Origin of the sequence: Geomonas sp. Red32 (assembly GCF_023652955.1) — a bacterium.
GTDB lineage: Bacteria > Desulfobacterota > Desulfuromonadia > Geobacterales > Geobacteraceae > Geomonas.
This window is the reverse complement of record NZ_JAKLOY010000001.1, coordinates 1,289,072-1,311,554: the sequence shown is the minus strand read 5'-3', so window position 1 is coordinate 1,311,554 and position 22,483 is coordinate 1,289,072. Positions and strand designations below refer to the sequence as shown.

Genomic DNA, 22,483 nt, shown 5'->3' with positions numbered 1-22,483 from the left:
ACTGTAAAGCCTTCATCCAGGCAGGTTTCCTGACTCACGGGTCCACTTACTCGCCGCGCCTTCCCGATGATCTCAGTGGCGTAGTTGCGGCTTTCATAACCGTTCACAGTTGCGGGACAGCGAGGGATTCTCACCCTCTTCCCTTTTAACCCCTCTCGGGGCACCCGGACGACTGATGGCTCTAGATAGTGTGTCGTTCTAACAGAGGGGAGGGGGAAAGTCAAATTTATTCCAGTGAAGAGGCGGTTGAGAGAGTGCCGCTCCCTCGCCATCAAGGGGTTCATGGCGGAATACTGGGGGATCGCTGCCGAAACAACGCCCCCCCCTTTGAAAAAGGGGGGACAGGGGGATTTCTGACAGTGGCAGCAGGAGAAATCCCCCGTTTTCAAAGGGGGACTTTTAACCTCGCCGATGGACTTTCAAGGGGAGGGGAGGGGTGAGACTGGGGTTGCGTCCGCCGGAGCGTCTTCGCCGGTCTGGGCGTCCTCCCCCCACAGCTCCGCCTCGATCCGCGCCCAGATGGCATCCTTCCCTTCCTTGGAGAGGGCGGAGAAGAAACTGAGCTCCCCCTTCTGGAGCTTCAGGGCCGAGGCGATGATGGCGGTTTGCTTGGCCCGCTCGTTCTTGGAGACCTTGTCGCACTTGGTCACCACCACGATGGGGGTGATCGAGAAGTTCCGCAGCCACTCCAGCATCTGCAGATCCTCCTCGACAGGGGTGCGGCGGATGTCGAGGATGAGGACCACCGCGCGCAGGTTCTTACGGCGGGACAGGTAGGTCTCCATCATCGGCCGCCAGGCCTTCTTGACCGCCAGCGGGACCTTTGCGTAGCCGTAGCCGGGGAGGTCCACCAGCATGAAGTCCTCGTTCACCTGGAAGAAGTTGATGAGCTGGGTGCGTCCGGGGGTGGAGCTGGTGCGGACCAGGTTCTTCCGGTTCACCAGCACGTTGACCAGGGAGGATTTCCCTACGTTGGAGCGCCCGGCGAAGGCGACCTCGGGGAGATCTCCCTCGGGATAGTGGGCGGGACGGGTGGCACTTTTGACGAATTCGGTGTTTTTTACGATCACGTTGGCTAGGATCCTTTCCGGCGCAGTATAGCCCGCCCTCTCTCGCCCTTTCAATCATTAAATAGCTGCTTGATAATGGCCAGGAGTTGATATAATCTGTCCCAGCATCTGGAAAATAATGTGTATCCGAAGGGATAGAGGCATGGTGATTGACAGGGAACCGACGTTGAACAAGGAACTGGAAACGGCCATCATGCAGGCGGCCGACCTCCCCACCATTCCGGTTGTGGCCCTCAAGGTCATGAAGCTCATCGAAAACGAGAACGCGACCGCCGACGAACTCGCCAAGGTAGTCGCCTCCGATCCCGCCGTCGCCGCCCGCGTCCTGAAGATCTCCAACTCCTCCTTCTACGGCTGCCAGCGCCAGATCCAGACCCTCTCCAGCGCCATCGTCATCCTCGGGTTCAGCACGCTGCGAAGCCTCGTCGTCGCCGCCTCCGTAAAGCAGGTCTACAAGCCGTACGGTCTCACCGAAAAGATGCTCTGGGAGCACTCCTTCGCGGCAGGGCTCGCCGCCCGCATCCTCGCCCACGACACCCGGGCGGCCAACGAGGAGGAGGCCTTTCTGGCCGGGCTGTTCCACGACATCGGCAAGATCATCATGAACACCCTGGACCGCGACAAGTTCCAGGAGGTCATGCAGCACGTCTATAACGAGGGGATCTCTTTCGAGGAAGCGGAAAAGACCATCTACCCCTTCACCCATGAGGAGGTCGGGGCCTACGTCGTGAAGAAGTGGAACTTCCCGGAGATTCTGACCAAAGCGATCCTCCAGCACCACGATCCTGAACTGGACAGCATCGACGACCCCGCGCTGGCCAGGCTGAGCGCGGTCACCGCCCTGGCCGACATGTTCTGCAAGAAGCTCGGGATCGGCTCCCGCACCCCCGAAGAGGACCTCGACATCCCCGGCTCGCGGGCGGCCGCCATGCTCTCCCTTTCCGGCGACAAGATAACCGGCCTCTTGAATACCTTTGCCGATGCCTTCGAAAAGGACCGTGCCCTCTTCGTCGGGTGAGTCAGCCGGCAGGCTCCCCGTCCCGCTCCTCGTCGTCCTGTCTGCAGCGCCTCAACGCCTCATCGGAGATACTGACGCTGTCCGCCTGGGCCGGCTTCTTGGCCGGATGGTCCCGCCGGCGCCGGTGCTCCTCTCCCCCCGCCTCCGGGTCGATGAAGATACTGCCAGGAATCCTGTCCACCGCATAGTCGCCCATCGGCACCCCCTTCCCAGAATGAAAATAACCTGCGACTGACAGTCATCTTAACACAATCGATAAAAATGTCGGCTATACTGTCGTCTTTTTGCAAAATGGTGGCTGGAGCGGCGGGACATACATCTTGTCTCGAAAGTACCCCTGTTGTATACTCGCAAACTTAATCGGATTTCATGTAAAAGAAGGTACCCGATGAAACTCAATACCAAGCTGGTCATGATCATGCTCTCAATGCTGATCATCGCCATGCTGATCCTCTTCGTGCTGAACCAGTTCAGCCAGAACGACCTCGTGCAGGAGATCCAGGACAGCTCCACCGTGGTGTCGAAAGCGATCCAGCTGAGTGTGGAAGATCTCACTTCCGAGACAGACGTCGAGAACTCCCTTTTGACCGACTACCTCCAGCAGGCGCGGCACAAGGGGGTCAACGAGATCAACATCATCAACAACGAGGGGGAGATCATCAACTCCTCGGACCCGGCCCAGGTCGGCAAGAAGCGTGAGATCAAGAAACTCGAAAAGGGACTCAAGGCCTCCCGCCGCGGTACCGGCTCCGGCTCGTCGCTCAAGCCGTACGACCTGGTGGTCCCGGTCATCGTCGGTGACGAGCAGCTCGGCTACGTCCAGATCAACCTCCTTTTGGACAACATCCGCGACATCCAGCACGCGAACTTCGTCCGCCGCCTGGTCGCCACCAGCACGGTCTTTCTGATCGGTATCTTCCTCACCATCTTCCTCGCCCGCCGCTACACCTCGCCGATCCACCGGCTGGCCAGCGGCGTCAAGAACGTCTCGGCCGGCGATCTCTCGGTGACCTTCCAGGTGGAAAGCGGCGACGAGATCGGCGAACTGGCCAACAACCTCAACGAGATGGTGGCCAAGCTCAAGGAGCGCGAACAGCTCGAGAAACGGCTCTACCAGGCCGAGCACCTCTCCAAGGTGGGGCAGCTCGCCTCGGGCATCGCCCACGAGATCCGCAATCCGCTGAACTACATCAGCCTCGCCATCGATCACCTGAAGAGCGAGTTCCTCCCCACCACCCCGGACACCGCCAAGGAGTTCAACTCCATCGCCGACACCATCAAGGAGGAGGTCCGCAAGGCCAACTACATGGTGTTGAACTTCATGAACTACGGGCGCCCCCTGAAGCTGAGACTCCAGGAGATCACCTACCCGGAGCTGATCGACAAGGCGATGCCGCTCATGGAGGACCGGCTGAAAGAGCAGCGGATCGAGGTGGTGCGGGAGATCCCCGACGACCTCCCCGCCATGCGGGTCGATCCCGAGCTGATGCGCAACTGCCTCTGCAACTTCATCACCAACGGGGCCCAGGCCATGCCGCAAGGGGGAACGGTGACGCTGGGGGCACGGCTCGACCGCGAGGAGGGGATGATCCTCCTCACCTTCGCCGACCAGGGGGTGGGGATCGCCCCGGAGGACCTCGAAAAGGTCTTCCAGCCCTACTTCACCACCAAGGAGGCCGGGATCGGTCTTGGGCTTGCCATCACCGAACGGATCGTCAAGGAGCACGGAGGCACCCTCACCGTCGAGAGCCGCCAGGGGGAAGGAACCACCTTCACGGTCAAGCTTCCCCAGGCGGGACGCGGGGCGGAAGAAAGGGTCTGACCGGTGTCGGCGGCCGGCCCGGCAGGGGATAATTCTCACTGCCGCGGTTGCCGCCAACAGTGAATCGATCTGGTACAATATGAGAGGCCATTAACACTGCATCAAAACCAAGAATCGGACATTTATTCTCTATCACTGCCCGATGGACAGGAGTGACATGACAGGCAGCATCCTCATTGTTGACGACGAAAAAGGACAGCGCGACATCCTCACCGCCATCCTCACCAAGGAAGGGTACAGCGTGACCGCAGTCCCGGGAGCGAGGGAGGCCATCGAGGAACTGGAGAAGGCCGAATTCGACCTGATCCTCACCGACCTGAAGATGCAGGGGATGTCGGGGATGGAACTGATGGAAAAGGTGCTCGCCGAGGACGCCAGCCAGTGCGTGGTCATGATGACCGCCCACGGCACCGTCGACTCGGCGGTGGAGGCCATGAAGAAGGGGGCCTTCGACTACCTGGAGAAACCGCTGGAACGCGACGACCTCATCCTTACCCTGCAGCGCGCCTTCGAGAGGATCATGCTCCTCAAGGAGAACCGGGTCCTCCACAAGCGGCTGGCCGAGACCAAAACCCTTCCCAACATGATCGGCGAACACCCGAAAATGCTGGAGGTGGTCAGGATGATCAACAAGATCTCCTCGACCTCCACCACGGTGCTCATCTACGGCGAGTCCGGGACCGGCAAGGAGCTGGTCGCCCGCGCCATCCACGAGCGGAGCCCGCGCAAGGAGAAGCCGTTTTTCGCCATCAACTGCGCGGCCATCCCCGACTCCCTCATCGAGAGCGAGCTCTTCGGGCACGAGAAGGGCTCCTTCACCGGCGCAGGCTCCCGCGAGATCGGCATCTTCGAGGCCGCCGAGGGGGGGACCGTCTTCCTCGACGAGATCGGCGAGATGAACACCGCCATGCAGGCCAAGCTCCTGCGGACCATCCAGGAGAAGGAGATCCGGCGGGTGGGGGGCAAGCAGAACATCCCGGTGGACGTCCGCATCATCTCGGCCACCAACCGCGACCTCGAGCAGGAGACCAAGCGGGGGGGCTTCCGCGAGGACCTCTTCTACCGCCTGAACGTGATCCGCATCACCCTCCCGCCGCTTCGGGAGCGGGGGAACGACATCCTGACCCTGGCCAACTTCTTCCTCAAGAAGTACTCCGCCTCCTGCGGCATTCCGCTCAAGGGGATCTCCAAGGCGGCCATGAAGGTGCTCCTCGAGTACAGCTGGCCGGGGAACGTCCGTCAGCTTGAGTCGGTGATCGAGCGCGGCGTGCTGATGGCGGAGAGCGACTACATCCTGCCGGAGGATCTGCCGGCCGAGGTACACAGCGAGGCGGGCCCGGCCGGCCGCCTGCATTTCGACTTCCCCCCCGAGGGGATATCCATGGACGAGTTGGAGCGTGACCTTATCGTCAAGGCCATGCAGCGCGCCGACTGGGTGATCAGCAAGGCGGCTCCGCTGCTGGGAATGAGCTACAAGACGCTACAATACCGGCTCGAGAAATTCGGTATCGGGAGGCCGGAGTAGCGATTTACGCGAGGTGCTCAGATGAACCTCAGCCAGACGCTACACCGTTTCACTGTCGTACCATCGCTTCCCCGGGAACTCTCCGGTCTGCAGAGGATCGCCTACAACCTCTGGTGGACCTGGGACCCTGACGCCATAGGGCTTTTCAAGAGGCTCGATCCCGAGCTCTGGAGGGTCGCCCGCCACAACCCCCTCGAGGTGCTGGGGAGCCTGCAGCAGGCCACCCTGGAGAGCCTGATGGCCGACGAGGGGTTCATGTCCTACCTGGCCCAGGTCGAGGAGCGGCTGGACGACTACCTCACCGCCCGGACCTGGTACGAGCGCTACGGCAACCCGGGTGCCAGCATTGCCTACTTCTCGATGGAGTTCGGGCTGCACGAGTCGCTCCCGGTCTACTCGGGGGGGCTCGGCATCCTGGCGGGCGACCACCTCAAGTCCGCGAGCGACCTGGGGCTCCCCCTGGTGGGGGTGGGGCTCCTCTACCGCCAGGGATACTTCCGGCAATCCCTCAACCTCGAGGGGTGGCAGCAGGAGGTCTACCCGGAGAACGACTTCTACACCCTCCCCCTCCACCTCGAACGGGATGAGACCGGGGCGCCGGTCACCGTGGAGATCCAGCTCGCCGGGCGCCCGGTCGATCTCCAGATCTGGCGGGTGACGGTGGGGAGGGGCACCCTCTACCTCCTCGACACCAACCTCGAGCGTAACCACCCCGCCGACCGGGAGATCACCACCCGGCTCTACGGCGGCGACCAGGAGATGCGGATCCGCCAGGAGATCCTGCTGGGGATCGGTGGGATCCGCGCCCTGCGCGCACTCGGCATCGAGCCCAACGTCTGCCACATGAACGAGGGACATGCCGCCTTCCTCGCCCTGGAGCGGATCCGGATCCTGATGGAAGAGGAACGCCTCTCCTTCCACGAGGCGATGGAAGCCGTCAAGGGTGGCAACATCTTCACCACCCACACCCCCGTCCAGGCCGGCATCGACCTCTTCCCCGCCGAGCTCATCGAGCGCTACCTCGGACAGTACTACCGGGCGCTCGGCCTCACCCGCGAAGATTTCATGGCCCTCGGGCGCCAGAGCCGGCTCGGCAACGACGGCTTCTGCATGGCGGTGCTCGCCATGAAGCTCTCCGGGCACTCCAACGGCGTGAGCGAGCTCCACGGCGAGGTCTCGCGCCGTATGTGGGCCGACGTCTGGCCCGATCTCCCCGAGGAGCAGCTCCCCCTCACCTCCATCACCAACGGCGTCCACCAGAAGAGCTGGCTCTCCGACGACATGACCGGCCTCCTGATCCGCTACCTCGGGGTCAGGTGGCTCGACGAGCAGAGCCAGGAGCTCCACTGGCGCAAGGTCTCCCGCATCCCCGACGCCGAGCTGTGGCGCACCCACCGGCGCGGCACCGCCCGGCTGGTGGACTACGCCCGCCGCACGCTGAAAGGACAGCTCACCCAGCTCGAGGCGAGCCCCAAGGAGATCGCCCAGGCCGGGGAGGTGCTCGACCCCGAGATCCTCACCATCGGCTTCGCCCGCCGCTTCGCAACCTACAAGCGGGGAACCCTCCTTTTGATGGACAAGGAGCGGCTGGCCTCCATCCTGAACCACCCCGAGCGGCCGGTCCAGATCGTCTTCGCCGGCAAGGCGCATCCCGCCGACCACCAGGGGAAGGAGCTGATCCGCCAGATCGTGCAGCTCTCCCACCAGGAGCGCTTCCGGCCCCGGATCGTCTTCCTGGAGGACTACGACATCTCGGTGGCCCGCCACCTCGTGCAGGGGGTGGACGTCTGGCTGAACACCCCGCTCAGGCCCCAGGAGGCAAGCGGCACCAGCGGCATGAAGGTCGCCTTCAACGGCGGGCTCAACCTGAGCATCCTGGATGGCTGGTGGTGCGAGGGATACCGGGGGAACAACGGCTGGGCCATCGGGCGCGGCGAGGTGTACGAGGACCTGGCCTACCAGAACGAGGTGGAGAGCCGAGCCATCTACGACCTTTTGGAAAAGGAGATCGTCCCCCTCTTCTACAACCGGGGCCCCGACGGCGTCCCGCGCGGCTGGACCGCCTGCATGAAGAACTCCATGCAGAGCCTCTGCCCGGTCTTCAGCACCGACCGGATGGTCCAGGAATACACCCGCCGCTGCTACCTCCCCGCCTTCGAGCACTGGGAGAAACTGAACCGGGACGGACTGAGGCTCGCGGTGGAGCTCGCGCGGTGGAAGGAGCGGCTGCACGCGAAGTGGGGGCAGCTCTCCATCGACACCATCGAGGCCGAGATCGAGCGGGAGGTCATGGTGGGGGAAAGGCTCCCGATCAAGGTGCGGATCACCCCCGGCGAGATCCCGCTCTCCGAGATCGCGGTAGAGGTCTACTTCGGGGTGCTCGATTCCCGAGGAACCATCATGGGGGGAGAGATCGTCCCCCTGGAGCCGCACAAGGAGCGGGCGGGGCACTTCGTGGGCGAGCTCGAGTGCCGCTTCTGCGGACGCCACGGCTTCATGCTCCGGGTGATGCCCAGGCATCCGGAACTAGGCACCGTCTACGACCCGGGACTCGTGCTGTGGGGATGAACAGGTCCTAGGGACAAGTTCCAGGTCCTACGTTGAAACAACTGCGGCCTCCTCGATTTGACTCGGGGAGGCCGCTGCATTTCTAAGCTCCTTAACAACTTCGCCAGTGGGTTCCGCCGGAAAGTCCCCTTTTTTCAAGGGGGGGAGAGTGAGTGGTGGAAGCGTTAGTGCCGCCTGAGGCTGTAGACGTAGGCGAGGATTTCGGCGACGGCGGCGTAGAGGGCTTCCGGGATCTCGAAGCCTTCCTCCACCTGGTTGTACAGCTCGCGGGCCAGGAAACGGTTCTCCACCAGGGTCACCTTGCTCTCCTTGGCCAGGATCTTCATCTGCAGCGCCATCTGGTCGATCCCCTTGTAGATCACCACCGGGGCGGCGTTCTTCTCCCGCTCGTACTTGAGCGCCACCGCGTAGTGGGTCGGGTTGGTGACCACCACGTCGGCGGTGGGGATGATCTGCCGCATCCTCCGGCGCGCCATCTGGAACTGCTTCTGCTTGATCTTCCCTTTGATGGCCGGGTCGCCCTCGGAGTTTTTATGCTCGTCCTTCACTTCCTGCTTGGTCATCTTCAGCTCTTCCATGAAGCGCCACTTCACGAAGGCGAGGTCGATCACCGCCAGCACGATCATGACGCCGCAGGTATGGAGCACGATCTTGAAGGAGAGGTGCCCGACGAAGGCGAAGATCCCCTGCAGGTCGCTGTCCACCAGGAAGACAACGCTCTCGATCTCCTCGGCGAGGATCTTGTAGGCGACGTAGCCGACGATGATCAGTTTGACGAAGGATTTGGCCACCTCGAAGAGCGAGTTCTTATTGAAGAGCCTTCCGATCCCCTCGATCGGATTGAGCTTCCCAAGGTCGAACTTCATCTTCTCGCCGCTTAGGTTGATCCCCCCCTGGGCCGCCTCCACCGCCACCCCGACGACGATCAGGATGAGCACGAAGGGAAGGAGCATGACGGCCAGGTAGCCAAGCTCGCGGATCAAGAGGGACTGGACGTTTCCCGGGGTGGCGTCGAAGTGGGCCATCCCCCCGAAGATCTCCCGCATGTTCCGCTTCAGGGTGGTGACCATCATCCCCGAGGTCGCGTAGAGGGCGATCATCCCGGTCAGCAGGCTGACGGTCGAGGTGACCTCCCGGCTGCGGGGAACGTTCCCCTTGCTCTTGGCCTCGGAGACCTTCTTCGCTGTCGGTTTTTCTGTTTTGGAGTGTTTGTCCTCGGACATGGGGCACCTAGGCGAGCAGCTTGAAGAGCACCCTCACCTGCCCCGCGAGCCCCCCGAAGGCGCCCTCGAGGACACGGAGGAAGACCGGCAGCGAGATGCCGAGGATGACGAAGCCGATGCCGATGTTGAGCGGCATGCTGACCATGAAGACGTTCATGGCGGGGAAGCTGCGGGCGACGATGCCTAACGCCACGCTGGTGGCCAAAAGCGCCACCCCCACCGGGGCGGCCAGCTTGATGGCAATGACCAGCATCCCGGAGGAGGCCTGGATCAGGAATTTCAGCACCCCCTCGTCTATGTGCCAGGCCCCCAGGGGGACGAGCTGGTAGCTCTCCACGATGGCCCGGATGAAGAAGTGGTGCACCCCCAGGGCCAAAAAGAGCATGGTGGCGAGCACCCCCTCGAACATGGCCATGGTGGGGACGTTGTTCTGAGTGGCGGGATCGAAGAGGGCGGCCATGGAGATCCCCATCTGGGTCCCCACCTGCTGCCCGCAGAACTCGACGCCGGCGAAGATCAGCTGGGAGAGAAAGCCCAAGGTGAGGCCGATCAGGCTCTCCCGCACCACGAGGAGACCGAGGCCGATGGTGTCCCCCACCGCGGGGACGACGGCCGGTTTGACGATGGGAAAGATGAGGAGCGCCAGCGAGAAGATGAGCGGCACCTTGATCCGGTTGGGGACCACCCGGGAGCCGAAGACCGGGATGGCCGCGAAGAGGCTGGCGACCCTGGCGAGCACCAGGGCGAAGGGGACCAGGTCGCTTAAGACCTTGATCGGGAGGGCCTCGAACACACTAGTGCCTCATGTTGGCGATCAGGCCGTAGATTTCCCGGGTGAAGTCGCTCATGTAGCTCATCATCCAGGGGAAGAAGATGACGATGGCCACCATGACGGCGGCGATCTTCGGAGCGAAGGCGAGGGTTGCCTCGTTGATGGAGGTGACCGCCTGGAAGATACTGATCAGCAGGCCGACCACCAGGGCGCAGATCAGCAGCGGCGCCGACAGCAGCAGCACGGCTTCGAAGCTTCTCCTGCCAAGGGTTACCACGAGTTCGGGTGACATAGCGTTTCTCCGTTTGAACGATTAACCGAAGCTCTTGATGAGCGAGCCGATGATGAGCCCCCAGCCGTCCACCAGCACGAAGAGGAGGATCTTGAAGGGGAGCGAGATCATGACCGGCGGCAGCATCATCATACCCATCGACATGAGCACCGAGGCGACCACCATGTCGAGCACCAGGAAGGGGATGTAGACCAGAAAGCCGATCTGGAACGCGGTCTTCAGCTCGCTCACCATGTAGGCCGGGATAAGCGTCATGGTCGGGATGTCGTCGGCGTTACGGGGACGGGGGAGCTTGGAGAGCGAGATGAACAGGGCCAGGTCCTTCTCCCGCACCTGGGAGAGCATGAACTTCCTGATCGGGGCCACCCCGCGTTTGATCGCCTCGTCCTGGGTGATGGTTGCCGCCCGGTACGGCTGCAAGGCCTGGGTATTGACCTGCTGCCAGACCGGCGCCATCACGAAGAAGGTAAGAAAGAGCGAAAGCCCGACGATGATCTGGTTGGAGGGGGCCTGCTGGGTCCCGAGCGCCGAGCGGAGAAAGGAGAGGACCACCACGATCCTCGTGAAGGAGGTGGTCATCATCAACAGGCTCGGCGCCAGCGAGAGCACCGTCATCAGGAAGAAGATCTGCAAGACGGTGCTGACGTCGCCCGGCTTGGAGACCTTCCCCACCCCGACGCTGACCGTCGGAAGCGAGAGCGGCTCGGCGCTCGCGCCGGCCACCACTATCAGCGAGAGGAGGGCCACCAAAAGCCCCCCCAGGAGCCACTGCTTTTTCACGCGAATCCACCGCTTTTGTTGAACTGGGGAGCTTCCTGCCGGTTGGGAGCCAGCTCGCCCGCGAAGGTCATCAGTTTCTTTTTCAGCTGGACCGGGATCAGCGTCGCGTAACCGCGCTCGTCGACCACCTCGATCTCCTCCATCATGTCAATCTGCTTCAGGAAATTGACACCCTCGCCGGAGCTGCTCAAAAGGAGGTACTCCCCCCCCACCTCGACCAGCACCAGCTGCTTCTTGGGGGCCAGGTGCTTGGTCTCCACCACGCGGATGTAGCGGAAGCCGCCGGCCTGCGGGGCCTTCATGAGCTTGCCCGCCAGGTAGTAGAGGATCAGGATGATCCCGATCACCAGCACCAGCGAGCCGACCATCTGGGCCAGGCTCCCGGCCACGTCGAACCCTCCCCCCTCGGCCGCCCAGGCCGGCGAGGAGAGGAACACCACGGACAGCACTCCCGGAATCAGTCGTTTCATAGCACCTTGTCCACCCTTTCGTTAGGACTGACGATATCAAGCAGGCGGATGCCGAACTTGTCGTTCACCACCACCGCCTCGCCGCGCGCCACCAGCTTGGAGTTGACGAAGACGTCCAGAGGCTCCCCGGCAAGCTTGGTCAGCTCCACCACCGAACCCTGGTTCAGCTGCAAGACATCCTTCACCAGCAGCTTGGTCCTCCCCAGCTCCACCGTGAGCTGCAGCGGGATGTCCATGATGAACTCGAGGTTCTTCATCTGCGGGACGTCCTTCTGCTCTTCCATCACGAGCTTCTCACTCAAGCTTCACCCCCTCCACAAAGGGCGCGGCTGATCTGTACCGCCTTGTTGCCGCCGCTTACCCCCGCTATTCCCATGAATTTCTTGGTGCCTCCCACCTTCACCGTCAGCTCGTCCTTGTCGCTGGCGTCCAGCATGATGGTGTCCCCCGGCGAGAGATCCAAAAGCTCGGCCAGGGTGATGGTGGCACCTCCCATTTCCACCGAAAGCTCCAGGGGAGCCTCCAGCAATTCCTCCGACAACCGGTAGGACCAGAGCGGGTCCACCACCATCATGTCGGTCTGCATCCCGCGCTTGAGCTTGTCGCGGATCGGCTCGATCGTCATGAAGGGGATGGCCATGATCATGTTCCCCACCGTCTCCTCGATCTGGATCTTCATGGAGACCGTGTGCACCTGGTACTCGACCGGCACGATGTTGACCAGGCGCGGGTTCATCTCCATGCGGAGCAAGTTCATGTCGACCGGGCAAAGCGGCGCCCACGCCCTCTCCAGGTCGGCCAGCACATCCTTGACGATCTTCTCGGCCAGCCTGAGCTCGATGGAGGTGAACAGGCGGTTGATGGCCTGTCCGCCGGTCATCCCGCTCCCCCCCAGGATGCTGTCCACGATGGTGAAGACCAGCGTGGAGTCGAGGGCGACCAGGGCGGCACCCTTCAGGGGGTCCATCTTGTAGATCGCCATGCAGACCGGCGAGGGGAGGATGTCCATGAAGTCGCCGAACTTGTAGGGCCGCGCCTCCCCCTTCTGGATCTCCACCATGCGTCCGAGCCGGTTCGACAGGGTGACCCGGTTGTAGCGGATGAACCCGTCGTAGACGATGTCCAGGTTGGGGATGACCCGGTGGGCCTCGACGTCGAGGAGGTCGAACTCCTCGGCCTGCTGCCCGACCTTGGCCAGCTCCTTCTCGGGGATGATGCTCCCCTCGAAAACCGCCGCTACCAGGGCATCAATCTCTTCCTTGGTGAGGATCTTTTCCATCGCAGGCACCTTCTACTGCACCACGAAGTCGGTGAAATAAACTTTAGTGACCTTGCCGGGGGGGAGGATCTTGCTGACCGAGCCCAAGATCTGCTCACGCAACTGGTTCTTGCCCTGGAGATCCTGGATCTCCTGCATGGTCTTGGTGGTCAAAAGAATGAGGATGGCGTCCCGCATGGGAGCGACCTTGGCGTCGAGGTCGGCCTTGGCCTGCGGGTTGGCCAGCTCGAACTCGACCTTGAGTTTCAGATAACGGATCTCCTGCCCGTCGTAAATATTGACGATGAAAGGCTCCAAGGGATAGACCGTGGAAGCTGCGGCCCCACCTTCGCCCCCCTTGGATTCGCCGTGTCCGCCTTCGGACTTGGCTTCGCTCTTGGCCTCCACCTTGGCACCTTCGGCGGCCTGTCCCTTCTTGTCGGACTTGCCGCCCATGAAGAACATCGCCGCGGCGCCGAGGATGGCAACCGCAACGATCGCCGCGCCGATGATGATGAAGAGCTTCTTGTTGTCTTTCGGTGGGGCGTCCTGAGCCTTTGCCTGTTCGGCCATACCCGAATCTCCTTTGTATCCTGAACTGGGTGATTACGAGAGAGACTCTTTGCAACGGGGGTGCCAGAAACGCCGGCGCGCGGCGAGATGGACGGGATCATTGGGAAATTTGCGTAGAGGCGGGGAAAATGGCGGGGAGTTAGCGTAAGCCGCGGGCTCCGGCGGCGGCAATCCGGCCGGACGGAAGCTTGAACCGGGCCCCCGGCGGTCAAATAATTGACCGGCACCCAGGGCAGCGGGCGCGCCGGGGCTACTCCAGAGCGGTTTTACCGCTGGAGCGAGGGGGCTGAGAGGGGAGGCGCCGGGGGGAATGGCCGTTTTGGTCACGATATCGCCGACTTTGGCTCCCCTGTCATCACTGAGGCACAGTGTCAGAGGTCCGACACGACCGCGTAGCGGCACCAAGCGCACCGGGTACCATGGAAGCCGCGCGCACCAAAGCCGGCATCGGGTCCCCCCCTTTGCGAAGAGGGGACAGGGGGGATTTTGTCCCAGCGGGAAGGCCCGGACGCACCCCGGCCGGTGGCACGAGGTCCGAGGCACGGCCAGGTGACAGTTCCCGGGCGCACCTCGCCCCGTGTCCCTCACGGGAAGTGCCGCGGGGGAGCGCGGCGGACCGCGCCCCCCCTTTACTGGTACCTCACCGGATTAACGGATCAGCTGCAGCACTTCCTGGGTCATCTGGTCGGTGGTGGTGATGGTTTTGGAGTTGGCGGAGTAGGCGCGCTGGGTCACGATCATGTTGACGAACTCGTTGGCCATGTCCACGTTGCTCTGCTCCAGCGAGTTGGAGAGGATCTTCTCGCTGGTTCCGTTGGCGGTCGCGGCGGCGAAGGTCGGGGTAGCCGCAGCGGCGCCGGAAGCGGCGGTGGTCTGGTAGAGCGAGCCGCCGACCTTGCTGAGCGCGCCGGGGCTGGGGACGGAAACGACCGCGATCGACACCCCCGGAGTCCCGGTTATGGGGAGGCCGGCCACGCCGTTGCCGTTGTAGTACTCCTGGGTGACGCCGTCGGTGGCGAGGTAGGTGATGTGGCCGGTGGAATCGATCTTGGTGACCTTGCTGAAGTCGGCAGGGAACGTGACCGGCTTGCCGTCGGTGCCGAGCACCTGGTAGCCGTTGGGGTTGACCAGGGTGTTCGAGCTGTCCACGGAGAAAGCGCCGGCGCGGGAGAGGTAGGAGGAGGCGGGGCTCGCCGCGGTTACCCCGGGGGCCTGCAGGGAGAAGAAGGTATTCCCCTGGATGGAAAGGTCGGTGACGTTCTCCGAGGTCTGTGACGACCCCTGGGTGAATATGTTCTGGACGGTCTGCACCTGGACGCCCTTGCCGATCTGGGAGCTGTTGACGGTGTTGTCGGAGAGAAGATCCGCGAAAATCGTGCGGGAATCCTTGAAGCCAACGGTGTTGACGTTGGAGATGTTGTTGCCGATAACGCTCATTGCTGCGCCGTTAGCCTGAAGACCGCTCACGCCGGTGAAAAGTGCGGAAGTAACGCTCATTGTGTGCCTCCTAAAGTCCTTGTGGTTGCGGACACCTCAGTCGGTCGGTGTCCCGGGGCTTCCTCATGGAGGGCCAGCCCGTTGATGGTTGATTGGTTAAAAGATCCGCTCCGTTACAGGAGCACTGCCGAGTCGATGTTGGTGAAGACGTTTCCTTTGAGACTCTGCCGGTCCATGGCGGTGACCACTGTCCGGTTTTTGACGCTGACTACCAGGGCGGCGTCCCCCATGAGAACCAGGGATTCCTTGCCACCCTTCTGGGCCACGCTGTCCACCGCTCCCGCCAGCTGTTTCATGTCGGTCTCCGAGAGGGTGATGCCGCGCGACCTGAGCCTCTCCTGCGCGTGCTGCGAGAGGCGCACCGGCTCGCCGGAGATCTTCTGGTCGAGGACCTGGGCGAAGGGAGAGTTGCTCCCTGCCGGCTGCCCCTGCGGCACCTGGTTCGGTGTGGTGCGGGGCCTGACCGGAGCCTGTATGGGTTGCGGAAAAAGGACGCTGTTGTCGATCATGCTAGCCCCCCACGGAGGTCACGTCGGTGAGGTTCAACCTTACGTTGCCGATGGTCAGGACCGGGGTGGCTCCGGACATGTCGACCCCGTCGACTTTCCCCTTGATGAGCGGAGTGGCCACTACGTTGTTGCCGCTGGAATCCTTGGCGCTCACCGAGAAGCTGTAGGCGCCGGAAGCGAGCTGGTTTCCCGAGGCGTCGGTGCCGTCCCAGGATACCGAACCTTCACCCGCGCTGGTGGAGCCGGCGGTGATGGTCTTGACGGCCGCGCCGGTGGCATCCTTGACGGTGACCGTCAGCGAGTCGGCCGCACCGGCCAGCGAGAAGTTGATGCTGGTTGCCGATCCCGACTGCAGGTTGACCTGGGAACCGGGTGCCTCGACCGTCTTGCCGATCATGGAGACCGAGGACATGGTCATGCCGTTGGTCCCCTGGTTGAGAAGGCTCTGCAGGTTGGTGTTGGTGTTGTAGGCCTGCTCCACCTGGGTCAGCTGGGCCAGCTGGCCTATGAACTGCGAGCTGTCCTGCGGGTTCAGCGGATCCTGGTTCTGCAGCTGGGTGACGAACAGCTTGAGGAAGTCGTCCTTGTTGAGCCCGGCCGACTGCTTCATCGCCGCGTCGGCCGCAGAAGTGTTGGAGGTGGCCGCGGTGGTTGTTACGTCGGTTATCATGTTGCCTCCTTGTTTACAGCCTGACGCTGACCAGGTTGTCGGTCTCTTCGGTCACGTAGTTGACCTTGCCCGGGGCGGCGTCCGCGTAGCCGGCGTTCCTCAGGTAGCGGGGAGTCGACTGCTGCTGAGAGTTCCCCTGGTCGGCGAGGGAGCCGTTGAAGCCTCCGTTGCCGGTGGAGACGTTAAACCCTTCCATGGTGAAGTTCTTTCCGGCGAGGGCCTGCTTGAGGTTGTCCAGGTTCCCCATCAGGAGATCCTTGACCATCTTGTTGTCGGCCTGCACCTCTACCTTCACGGTGTTATCCACCATCCTCACCTGGATCTTCAGTTCACCCAGCTCGTCCGGGTTCAGCCTGACGGTAATTTGACCGTTCCCCTTGGCGTCGTGGGTTACCACCCCGTCCTTGACCTGGGCCATGATGCTCTGCTCCAGGCTCTTCAGATGGGCCGAGCTGTCAGTCGGGGCGGGCTGCGCCGCCGGCTGGTTTTGCGGTGCGTTGAGCCCCACGTTGAAGAACTGGTCCTGGGGCCGGTACTGCTCCTTCTGGAATCCGCTCTGGTGCTGCCCGTCACCGGAAGCCTTCTGCTCCGCGGCGCCCTGCGGTACCCCCGGGCTCCCCGCCTGGGTCTGCACTGCAGGTTTGGTGCCGGTGGCCTCGCTGGAGGCTACCGTGGTGGCCTGGGCCGGCTGGCCGGCCGGTTTCTCCGCAAAGAGGCTGCGGACATGGCTGTCGGTGGCGGTGGCGCGGCGGTCGCTGCTGCCGGCCGATCCCTCCTCCTGACGGGAATCCACCGTCTGGCCTTGGACGAAGGTGGCCATGGGATCGTTACCGGTGACGGCACCTTGGAGCGGGGCGGCGGTCTGGGCGGCAACCGTGGTCACCGGCGCCGGCTGGGGGGCGCTGGCGTTCACGTTCTGCCCCTGCTGGCCGGTGGCGGGAGTGGCCGCCTGGGCCGGAGCGGCGTTGGAGGCTGCCGCGTTAGAGGTACCGGCTTGCCCCGGTATGGTGGCCGGCTGTGCCGGTGGTGCTGCGGCCGGGCTCGGCGCGTTGGCCTGGTTGTTTGCTACGGGCGTCGAGGCCGTTTGCGTTCCCCCGTTCTGGGTGGTGGCACCCGCCTGCGCAGTGGGCTGACGGTGGTCACCCTCCACGCCGCCCACACTGTCATTGTCCGCCTGCGCCCCCTTCTGGTTGGCGCCGGCGGCGGTCATGCCGTCGAGCTCTGCTTGTTGCTGCTGTTTCACCTTCACCTGCCCCTCGCCGCTTCCCTGGACCGGAGCCGCTGCTGCGTTGGCGATGCCGGCCGGCTGGAAGGAGGAGGCCACCACCTGGGTCGGCTGGAAGGACGTGGTGGTTACCGGGGACTGAGCACCGCCGGCAGGTTGAGCCGGCGAGGCCGAGGCGGCCGGAACCGGTCCGGAAGGGACCGTCTGGACGCTCACCCCTTGAGGCTGGGCTGCGGGCTGGCCGCCCTGGGCCTGGTTGACCGCCCCCCCTTGCGGGGTTGAAACGGCCGCCGGAAGAGCGGCGTCCGCTCCCGGGGTAACAACCGTGATCCCGGTCCCGTCGTTGAGGACCGCGGTCTGGGCGGAGGTCACCGCCACCTGGGTTGCTGCAGTGGTGGTACTTCCCACGGCTCCCGGGGTGGAAGCCGTCTGCTCTCCGGCCGCTATCCCTGCCGCGGTGGTTACCGCAGTTTGGGCCGGCTCCTGCTGGCTGGCTGGCGCCGCCGCTACCGGCTGCTGGTTCCCTTGGGCCGCCATGGCACCCGCCATGGCCAACTGGCTGGGAGCGAAGCTCCAGAGCGGAGATTGGGCGGTTGACTGGGTATTGGCCGAATCTTTGTCGCCGTCCGTTGCCGCTTCCTCATCCTGGCCGTCATGCGAGGAGGAAGCGGGGGAGGTACTGCCGTCAGGCCCGGCCGCCGCCGTGGAAACTGCCGCGGTCTGGCCGTCTTGGTTGGCCGCGACGGTCTGGGGGGCGTTGGCACCGGCAGCCGCCGGCGGTTTGGCCGTCCCGGGAGCCTGGCCGCTGACCGCAGTTCTTGCGGAGGATGCACCTTCTGGTGCCGCGCCAGCCTGTTCCGAACCGGCCGGTGGTACTGTGGCGGAGGCCGCCGCACCGGCGGAGTGGGCGGAAGCCCCGGACGGGGTCCCACCGGCGGCCGTCCCTGTCCCATGGTCAAGGGAAGCCTGCGCCCCCTGCAAGACACCGGCGAAGCTCTCCGGGCCGGAACCCGGAGCCGGTGAGGAAGTAAGGTTACCGGCAGCCGGAGTCATGGGCATGGGCGCCGTGGGTTGAAACATTGCTGCACTTGGAATCATTGTTCTCACCTCCTTTTTTTCCAGAATGGCGTGCGCCTTCGCGCCACGCTTACTACAACGGTCCGCCCGTCCCGGGATGGGCTCGCTAGCGCGAGGAGAGGTTCATCCTCGTCCACTCGAGCACCCGGGGCTGGGTCAGTAACGGTATCAGCTTGACCGCGGTCTTCTGGTCCATGATGTTCAGCATCTCGATGACCGTCTTGCTGTCGAGCTTGTTCATGAGGGCCGCCGCGTCGTCCGGCTTCAGCCCTTTGTAGATCTTGATCATTTTCTTGAAGCGGTCGTTGTCCTGCTGCTTCTTGGCCGCGAGCGATCCTTCCAGCGACTTCTTGGCTGCGTTCAATTCCTTGACACGGGCGTCGAGGGTGGCGGAAAGGCGGGCGAGCTCCGCCTCCTTGGCCTTGAGGGCAGCCTCGCGCTGGTCCAGCTGCTGGCGCTTGAGCTCGAGGGAGGCGGCATCGGTCGCCGGAGGGTGGTAGCCGCTCCTGTTCTCGGTGGCGCTCGCCTGGCCGGGCCAGTCGAACTGGGGGCCCCAGTGGTAGACGCTGACGGCGACGGCGAAGAGGATGAGGATGACCTTCTTCATGCCCGCTCGCCCCTCCCCTGGACCGCCAGCTCGTCCAGGAAGGCCCGCTCTTTCAAAAGCTGCTCCATCCTCAGGTCACGCATCTTCTTCTCCTTGAAGACCTCCAAGGCCTTCTTCTCCTTGGCCGCAGTCAAGAGCGCCTCGCGCTTTTCCTGGACCGCCTTCTCGAGCATGCTCACCGAACGGCGCATCTCCTCGATCTCGCGGCTCTTCCTGCGGGCGAAGGCGCCGTAGAGCTGCAGGTCCTTGGCGTCGATCCCGGAGGCCTGCCGCTGGGCAAGCTCCTCGGTCAGCGTCTCCAGGGCGGCCTTCTCGTTCGACAGCTGCTCGCGGGCGTTTTCGTGCTGCTGCCTCGCCTTGGCGAGCTCCAGCTGCTGTATCCTCTCCACTTCCTTGCGGAATTTAAGTACCTGCTCAAGTCTGAATTCGGGTCCTGCCATGGCTTAGCGCCTCCCCTTTTTACCGTCGGTCCGCCGTTGTCCGGCCGCCTTCCCCTTCCTGCCGGGAAGCGTCAGCCATACCCGCCATCCTCGAAGATCGCCGCCAGGGAGGCGATCGCCTCATCCATGTCGACCCCGTCGGTGACGTCCTGCTTGAGGTAGGCGATCATCCGGTCCATCTTGGCGATGGCGTAGTCTATCTTGGGATTGCTCCCGGCCTTGTAGGCGCCGATGTTGATCATGTCCTCGGCCTGCCGGTAGGCGGCCAGGATCTCCTTGAACTGCCCGGCCAGCTGCCGGTGCTCCCGGGTGGTCACGTCCGACATCACGCGGCTTGCGCTGTTCAAAAGGTCGATCGGCGGGTAGATGTTCCTCGCCGCCAGCTCGCGGGTCAGGATGATGTGGCCGTCCAGGATGCTCCGCATGGCGTCCGAGATCGGCTCGTTGAAGTCGTCCCCCTCGACGAGCACCGTGTAGAGGCCGGTGATGCTCCCCCCCTGGAAGTTCCCGGTCCGCTCCAAAAGCCTCGGGAGCGCCGCGAAGACCGACGGGGTGTATCCCTTGGTGGTGGGAGGTTCGCCGATGGCGAGCCCCACCTCACGCATGGCCATGGCGAAGCGGGTGGCCGAGTCCATCATGAGGAGCACCTTCTTCCCCTGGGCCTGGAAGTATTCGGCGATGGTGGTGGCGATGTAGGCGCCGCGCATCCTCACCAGGGGGGGCTGGTCCGAGGTGGCGACCACCACCACCGACTTCCTCAACCCCTCCTCCTGGAGGTCCTTCTCGATGAACTCGCGGAGCTCGCGCCCGCGCTCGCCGATCAGGGCGATCACGTTAACGTCGGCCTCGGTGTAGCGGGCGATCATGCCGAGGGTGGTCGACTTCCCGACCCCGGAGCCCGCCATGATGCCGACCCTCTGCCCCTCGCCGCAGGTCAAAAGCCCGTTGATGGCCCGGATTCCGAGGTTCAGCGGTTTCCTGATCGGGCGGCGCTTCATCGGGTTGACCGGGGCCGCGTAGATCGGGTACTCGTCGCAGACCGCGATGGGCCCCTTGTCGTCGATCGGGGCGCCCAGCCCGTCGATCACCCTTCCGAGCATGGCCGGGCCGACCCCCAGGGCCGCCTTCTCGCGCCGGACCGAGATGAGGCTCCCGAGCCCCACCCCCCTCAGTTCCCCCAGGGGCATCAAGAGCGTCTTGTTCTCCCTGAATCCCACCACCTCGGCCGGGATGGGGGCGGACCCCTCGGAATGGACCTCGCAGAGGCTCCCGACCGCGGTCTCGGGGCAGAATCCCTCGATCACGAGGCCTACCACCTGGGTCACCCGCCCGTGAAAGCGGACCGGCTTGGCGCTCTCCACCACCGGGAAGTAGCGGGCGAGGTCAATCATTGTCTTCCTCCCGGCGGGCGTTACGTTCCTCCCAGAGGCGGCGGAAGATCTCGTCCAGCTGCGACTCGAGCCCCGCGTCCATGTTCCCCCTCACCGTCTCCACCAGGCACCCTGCGGGAGGGACGGCGGGATCGGGTTTCAGGGTCAGGGAGGGATTCTCCCTCAAAAGCGGGACCAGCTGCGGGGACTCGGCCAAAAGGGTGTACTCCTGCGGGTTGAGCCGCACCACCACGCTCCCCCCGGTGCTCGCCTGCTCGACGGTCGCCTGCACGAGGCCGGTCATGATCCCGGGGTCGAGCGAAAGCTCCCGGAGCATCACCTTGCGGGCGATCATCACCGAGAGCTTCAGGAGGTCCTCCTCCACCTCGTGCATGAGCTTGCCGCGCAGCGCCCCGGTGGCCAGTAGCGCCTGGCCGAGCGCCTCGCCCAGCTTGGCGAGCTCCGCCTCGGCCTGCTGCCTCCCCTCGCGGAACCCCTCGGCGTGCGCCTCGCGGATCCTCCGGAGGGCCTCCTCCTCGGGGATCATGGGGGGGGGCTCGTACGGCTCCTCCTCGCTCTCCGGCTCGTCGGGCTCCTGCCAGCCGAGAGTGACCGGCTTGAAGATGTCGCCGGGGGCCGCCTTGAGCTCGCCGTCCAGGGGGACCAGCGTGAAGGGGGGGTGAGCCTCGCCGCTCTTTCTGATGATCTTAGACAAGGACATCGTCGGCTCCGCGTCCCGCGATAACGACCTTCCCTTCCTCTTCCATCTTGCGGACGATCTTGATGATCTCCGACTGGGCCTTCTCCACGTCGGAAAGCCGCACCGGCCCCATGACCTCGAGGTCCTCCTTGATCATCTCCGCCGCGCGGCTGGAGATGTTGCGGAAGATCTTGTCCTTGACCTCGTCGGTGGAGGTCTTCATGGCCAGGGTCAGGGTGTCGTTGGAGACCTCGCGCATGATCGCCTGGATCGCGCGGTCGTCCAGCTTGAAGATGTCCTCGAAGGTGAAGAGGTGCTTCCTGATCACCTCGGCCAGCGGCGGGTTCATGGTGTCGAGCTTGTCGAGGATCTTCTTCTCGCGGCTTCGGTCCAGATGGCCGAACATGTCCACCACCTTCTCGACCCCCCCCACCTTGAAGCGCTGCACGCCGCCCAGGGCGGTCAGCTCGGCCCTGATCACCTCGTCGATCTCCGCCAGGATCTCCGGGGAGACCTGGTCGACCTCGGCGATGCGGATTACCACCTCGGCCTGCAGCTCCTGGGGCAAGAGGGCGATGATCTCGCTCGTCTGCTTCGGTTTGAGCTTGGCGAGGATGACGGCGATGGTCTGCGGGTGCTCCTGGGAGAAGAAGTTCGCGATGGTGCGGGGATCCAGGCTGGCCAGCATGTCGGTCATGTCGCCGATGCCGGCGGTGCGGATCTCCTGCAACAGGGTCTCGGCGCGGGTGGTCCCCAGCGCCTTCTCGAGGATCTTCTTGACGAACTCCTCCCCTTGCGAGAAGAAGCCGGTCTCCGGGTTGGTAATGTCGGTGAACTCGGCCACCACGTTGGAGATCTCCTCGCGCGGGACATGGCCGAGCCTCGACATGCTCTGGCTGATCTTCTTGATGTCGGCGTCGTCCATATGGCCGAACACCTTGGCGGTAGCCTCGGGCCCCAGGTAGAGCAGCAGTACCGCGGCTTTTTCCGCTCCGGTCATGCGGCACCTCGTGAAAT

The 22,483-nt window shown here is 63.8% G+C and carries 23 protein-coding genes and 1 riboswitch; of the genes, 4 read left to right on the top strand and 19 right to left on the bottom strand.

What is annotated here, in order from left to right; genetic code table 11:
- Positions 1–2 precede the first annotated feature (2 nt).
- A riboswitch (cobalamin riboswitch) is annotated at positions 3–183 on the bottom strand.
- Between the two features lie 236 nt (positions 184–419).
- Entirely contained in the window at positions 420–1,070 is a 651-nt protein-coding gene (gene yihA, locus L4X63_RS05705; RefSeq protein ID WP_250677617.1) for a ribosome biogenesis GTP-binding protein YihA/YsxC, read from the bottom strand.
- 166 nt (positions 1,071–1,236) lie between these two features.
- Between yihA and L4X63_RS05700 the strand changes: the two genes are divergently transcribed.
- Positions 1,237–2,088: an HDOD domain-containing protein gene (locus L4X63_RS05700; protein ID WP_250677887.1), complete on the top strand. Its 852-nt coding sequence runs from the start codon at positions 1,237–1,239 to the stop codon at positions 2,086–2,088.
- Position 2,089: 1 nt separating this feature from the next.
- On the opposite strand, the gene L4X63_RS05695 is transcribed toward L4X63_RS05700, so the two are convergent.
- Positions 2,090–2,284: a hypothetical protein gene (locus tag L4X63_RS05695; protein ID WP_250677616.1), complete on the bottom strand. Its 195-nt coding sequence runs from the start codon at positions 2,282–2,284 to the stop codon at positions 2,090–2,092.
- Between the two features lie 192 nt (positions 2,285–2,476).
- On the opposite strand from L4X63_RS05695, the gene L4X63_RS05690 reads away from it, so the two are divergent.
- From L4X63_RS05690 to glgP, 3 genes are all read left to right on the top strand, one after another.
- Entirely contained in the window at positions 2,477–3,910 is a 1,434-nt protein-coding gene (locus L4X63_RS05690; protein WP_250677615.1) for a sensor histidine kinase, read from the top strand.
- A 157-nt stretch (positions 3,911–4,067) separates the two neighbouring features.
- Positions 4,068–5,435, top strand: coding sequence for a sigma-54-dependent transcriptional regulator (locus L4X63_RS05685; protein ID WP_250677614.1), 1,368 nt, complete (start codon positions 4,068–4,070; stop codon positions 5,433–5,435).
- A 21-nt stretch (positions 5,436–5,456) separates the two neighbouring features.
- Positions 5,457–8,003 carry an alpha-glucan family phosphorylase gene (gene glgP / locus L4X63_RS05680; RefSeq protein ID WP_250677613.1) on the top strand — a complete coding sequence of 849 codons (2,547 nt, stop codon included), beginning with the start codon at positions 5,457–5,459 and terminating at the stop codon, positions 8,001–8,003.
- 164 nt (positions 8,004–8,167) lie between these two features.
- Here glgP and flhB read toward each other — a convergent pair whose 3' ends face one another.
- The 17 genes from flhB to fliG all read right to left on the bottom strand — a co-directional run bounded on the left by flhB (position 8,168) and on the right by fliG (position 22,466).
- Positions 8,168–9,226 carry a flagellar biosynthesis protein FlhB gene (flhB, locus tag L4X63_RS05675; RefSeq protein WP_250677612.1) on the bottom strand — a complete coding sequence of 353 codons (1,059 nt, stop codon included), beginning with the start codon at positions 9,224–9,226 and terminating at the stop codon, positions 8,168–8,170.
- A 7-nt stretch (positions 9,227–9,233) separates the two neighbouring features.
- Entirely contained in the window at positions 9,234–10,019 is a 786-nt protein-coding gene (gene fliR, locus L4X63_RS05670; protein ID WP_250677611.1) for a flagellar biosynthetic protein FliR, read from the bottom strand.
- Position 10,020: 1 nt separating this feature from the next.
- The gene (gene fliQ, locus L4X63_RS05665) at positions 10,021–10,290 is read right to left on the bottom strand and encodes a flagellar biosynthesis protein FliQ (protein ID WP_250677610.1); all 270 of its coding nucleotides are present in this window, start codon (positions 10,288–10,290) and stop codon (positions 10,021–10,023) included.
- A gap of 21 nt (positions 10,291–10,311) precedes the next feature.
- Positions 10,312–11,052 carry a flagellar type III secretion system pore protein FliP gene (gene fliP, locus L4X63_RS05660; RefSeq protein WP_250677886.1) on the bottom strand — a complete coding sequence of 247 codons (741 nt, stop codon included), beginning with the start codon at positions 11,050–11,052 and terminating at the stop codon, positions 10,312–10,314.
- A 14-nt stretch (positions 11,053–11,066) separates the two neighbouring features.
- Positions 11,067–11,540: a flagellar biosynthetic protein FliO gene (gene fliO / locus L4X63_RS05655; protein ID WP_250677609.1), complete on the bottom strand. Its 474-nt coding sequence runs from the start codon at positions 11,538–11,540 to the stop codon at positions 11,067–11,069.
- Positions 11,537–11,824, bottom strand: a complete 288-nt coding sequence (gene fliN, locus L4X63_RS05650) for a flagellar motor switch protein FliN (protein ID WP_250677885.1) — start codon at positions 11,822–11,824, stop codon at positions 11,537–11,539. The genes fliO and fliN overlap by 4 nt, the downstream gene beginning before the upstream one ends.
- A 14-nt stretch (positions 11,825–11,838) precedes the next feature.
- Positions 11,839–12,819 carry a flagellar motor switch protein FliM gene (gene fliM / locus L4X63_RS05645; protein WP_250677608.1) on the bottom strand — a complete coding sequence of 327 codons (981 nt, stop codon included), beginning with the start codon at positions 12,817–12,819 and terminating at the stop codon, positions 11,839–11,841.
- A gap of 12 nt (positions 12,820–12,831) precedes the next feature.
- Complete coding sequence (locus tag L4X63_RS05640; RefSeq protein ID WP_250677607.1) at positions 12,832–13,371, bottom strand: flagellar basal body-associated FliL family protein; 540 nt, start codon at positions 13,369–13,371, stop codon at positions 12,832–12,834.
- 648 nt (positions 13,372–14,019) lie between these two features.
- Positions 14,020–14,868, bottom strand: coding sequence for a flagellar hook-basal body protein (locus L4X63_RS05635; RefSeq protein WP_250677606.1), 849 nt, complete (start codon positions 14,866–14,868; stop codon positions 14,020–14,022).
- Positions 14,869–14,981: 113 nt separating this feature from the next.
- Complete coding sequence (locus L4X63_RS05630) at positions 14,982–15,377, bottom strand: TIGR02530 family flagellar biosynthesis protein (protein ID WP_250677605.1); 396 nt, start codon at positions 15,375–15,377, stop codon at positions 14,982–14,984.
- A 1-nt stretch (position 15,378) separates the two neighbouring features.
- Positions 15,379–16,047, bottom strand: a complete 669-nt coding sequence (locus L4X63_RS05625) for a flagellar hook assembly protein FlgD (protein ID WP_250677604.1) — start codon at positions 16,045–16,047, stop codon at positions 15,379–15,381.
- A gap of 13 nt (positions 16,048–16,060) precedes the next feature.
- Positions 16,061–18,352: a flagellar hook-length control protein FliK gene (locus tag L4X63_RS05620; protein ID WP_250677603.1), complete on the bottom strand. Its 2,292-nt coding sequence runs from the start codon at positions 18,350–18,352 to the stop codon at positions 16,061–16,063.
- Positions 18,353–18,455: 103 nt separating this feature from the next.
- A complete protein-coding gene (locus L4X63_RS05615) occupies positions 18,456–18,956 on the bottom strand; it encodes a MotE family protein (RefSeq protein ID WP_250677602.1) in 501 nt (166 codons plus the stop codon).
- Positions 18,953–19,396 (bottom strand): flagellar export protein FliJ, encoded by a 444-nt coding sequence (gene fliJ, locus L4X63_RS05610; RefSeq protein ID WP_250677601.1) that lies wholly within the window; start codon positions 19,394–19,396, stop codon positions 18,953–18,955. The genes L4X63_RS05615 and fliJ overlap by 4 nt, the downstream gene beginning before the upstream one ends.
- A 71-nt stretch (positions 19,397–19,467) precedes the next feature.
- A complete protein-coding gene (fliI, locus tag L4X63_RS05605) occupies positions 19,468–20,787 on the bottom strand; it encodes a flagellar protein export ATPase FliI (protein ID WP_250677600.1) in 1,320 nt (439 codons plus the stop codon).
- Entirely contained in the window at positions 20,780–21,487 is a 708-nt protein-coding gene (locus L4X63_RS05600; protein ID WP_250677599.1) for a FliH/SctL family protein, read from the bottom strand. The genes fliI and L4X63_RS05600 overlap by 8 nt, the downstream gene beginning before the upstream one ends.
- Positions 21,474–22,466, bottom strand: a complete 993-nt coding sequence (gene fliG / locus L4X63_RS05595) for a flagellar motor switch protein FliG (protein WP_250677598.1) — start codon at positions 22,464–22,466, stop codon at positions 21,474–21,476. Before fliG ends, L4X63_RS05600 begins: the two co-directional genes overlap by 14 nt.
- Positions 22,467–22,483 lie beyond the last annotated feature (17 nt).

Coding starts and splice junctions, on each gene's coding strand:
- L4X63_RS05695 (WP_250677616.1), bottom strand. CDS start 2,284: ATGGGCGACTATGCGGTGGACAGGATTCCTGGCAGTATCTTCATCGAC.
- L4X63_RS05690 (WP_250677615.1), top strand. CDS start 2,477: ATGAAACTCAATACCAAGCTGGTCATGATCATGCTCTCAATGCTGATC.
- L4X63_RS05685 (WP_250677614.1), top strand. CDS start 4,068: ATGACAGGCAGCATCCTCATTGTTGACGACGAAAAAGGACAGCGCGAC.
- glgP (WP_250677613.1), top strand. CDS start 5,457: ATGAACCTCAGCCAGACGCTACACCGTTTCACTGTCGTACCATCGCTT.
- flhB (WP_250677612.1), bottom strand. CDS start 9,226: ATGTCCGAGGACAAACACTCCAAAACAGAAAAACCGACAGCGAAGAAG.
- fliQ (WP_250677610.1), bottom strand. CDS start 10,290: ATGTCACCCGAACTCGTGGTAACCCTTGGCAGGAGAAGCTTCGAAGCC.
- fliO (WP_250677609.1), bottom strand. CDS start 11,540: ATGAAACGACTGATTCCGGGAGTGCTGTCCGTGGTGTTCCTCTCCTCG.
- fliN (WP_250677885.1), bottom strand. CDS start 11,824: ATGGAAGAGCAGAAGGACGTCCCGCAGATGAAGAACCTCGAGTTCATC.
- fliM (WP_250677608.1), bottom strand. CDS start 12,819: ATGGAAAAGATCCTCACCAAGGAAGAGATTGATGCCCTGGTAGCGGCG.
- L4X63_RS05640 (WP_250677607.1), bottom strand. CDS start 13,371: ATGGCCGAACAGGCAAAGGCTCAGGACGCCCCACCGAAAGACAACAAG.
- L4X63_RS05635 (WP_250677606.1), bottom strand. CDS start 14,868: ATGAGCGTTACTTCCGCACTTTTCACCGGCGTGAGCGGTCTTCAGGCT.
- L4X63_RS05630 (WP_250677605.1), bottom strand. CDS start 15,377: ATGATCGACAACAGCGTCCTTTTTCCGCAACCCATACAGGCTCCGGTC.
- L4X63_RS05625 (WP_250677604.1), bottom strand. CDS start 16,047: ATGATAACCGACGTAACAACCACCGCGGCCACCTCCAACACTTCTGCG.
- L4X63_RS05620 (WP_250677603.1), bottom strand. CDS start 18,352: ATGTTTCAACCCACGGCGCCCATGCCCATGACTCCGGCTGCCGGTAAC.
- L4X63_RS05615 (WP_250677602.1), bottom strand. CDS start 18,956: ATGAAGAAGGTCATCCTCATCCTCTTCGCCGTCGCCGTCAGCGTCTAC.
- fliJ (WP_250677601.1), bottom strand. CDS start 19,396: ATGGCAGGACCCGAATTCAGACTTGAGCAGGTACTTAAATTCCGCAAG.
- fliI (WP_250677600.1), bottom strand. CDS start 20,787: ATGATTGACCTCGCCCGCTACTTCCCGGTGGTGGAGAGCGCCAAGCCG.
- L4X63_RS05600 (WP_250677599.1), bottom strand. CDS start 21,487: ATGTCCTTGTCTAAGATCATCAGAAAGAGCGGCGAGGCTCACCCCCCC.
- fliG (WP_250677598.1), bottom strand. CDS start 22,466: ATGACCGGAGCGGAAAAAGCCGCGGTACTGCTGCTCTACCTGGGGCCC.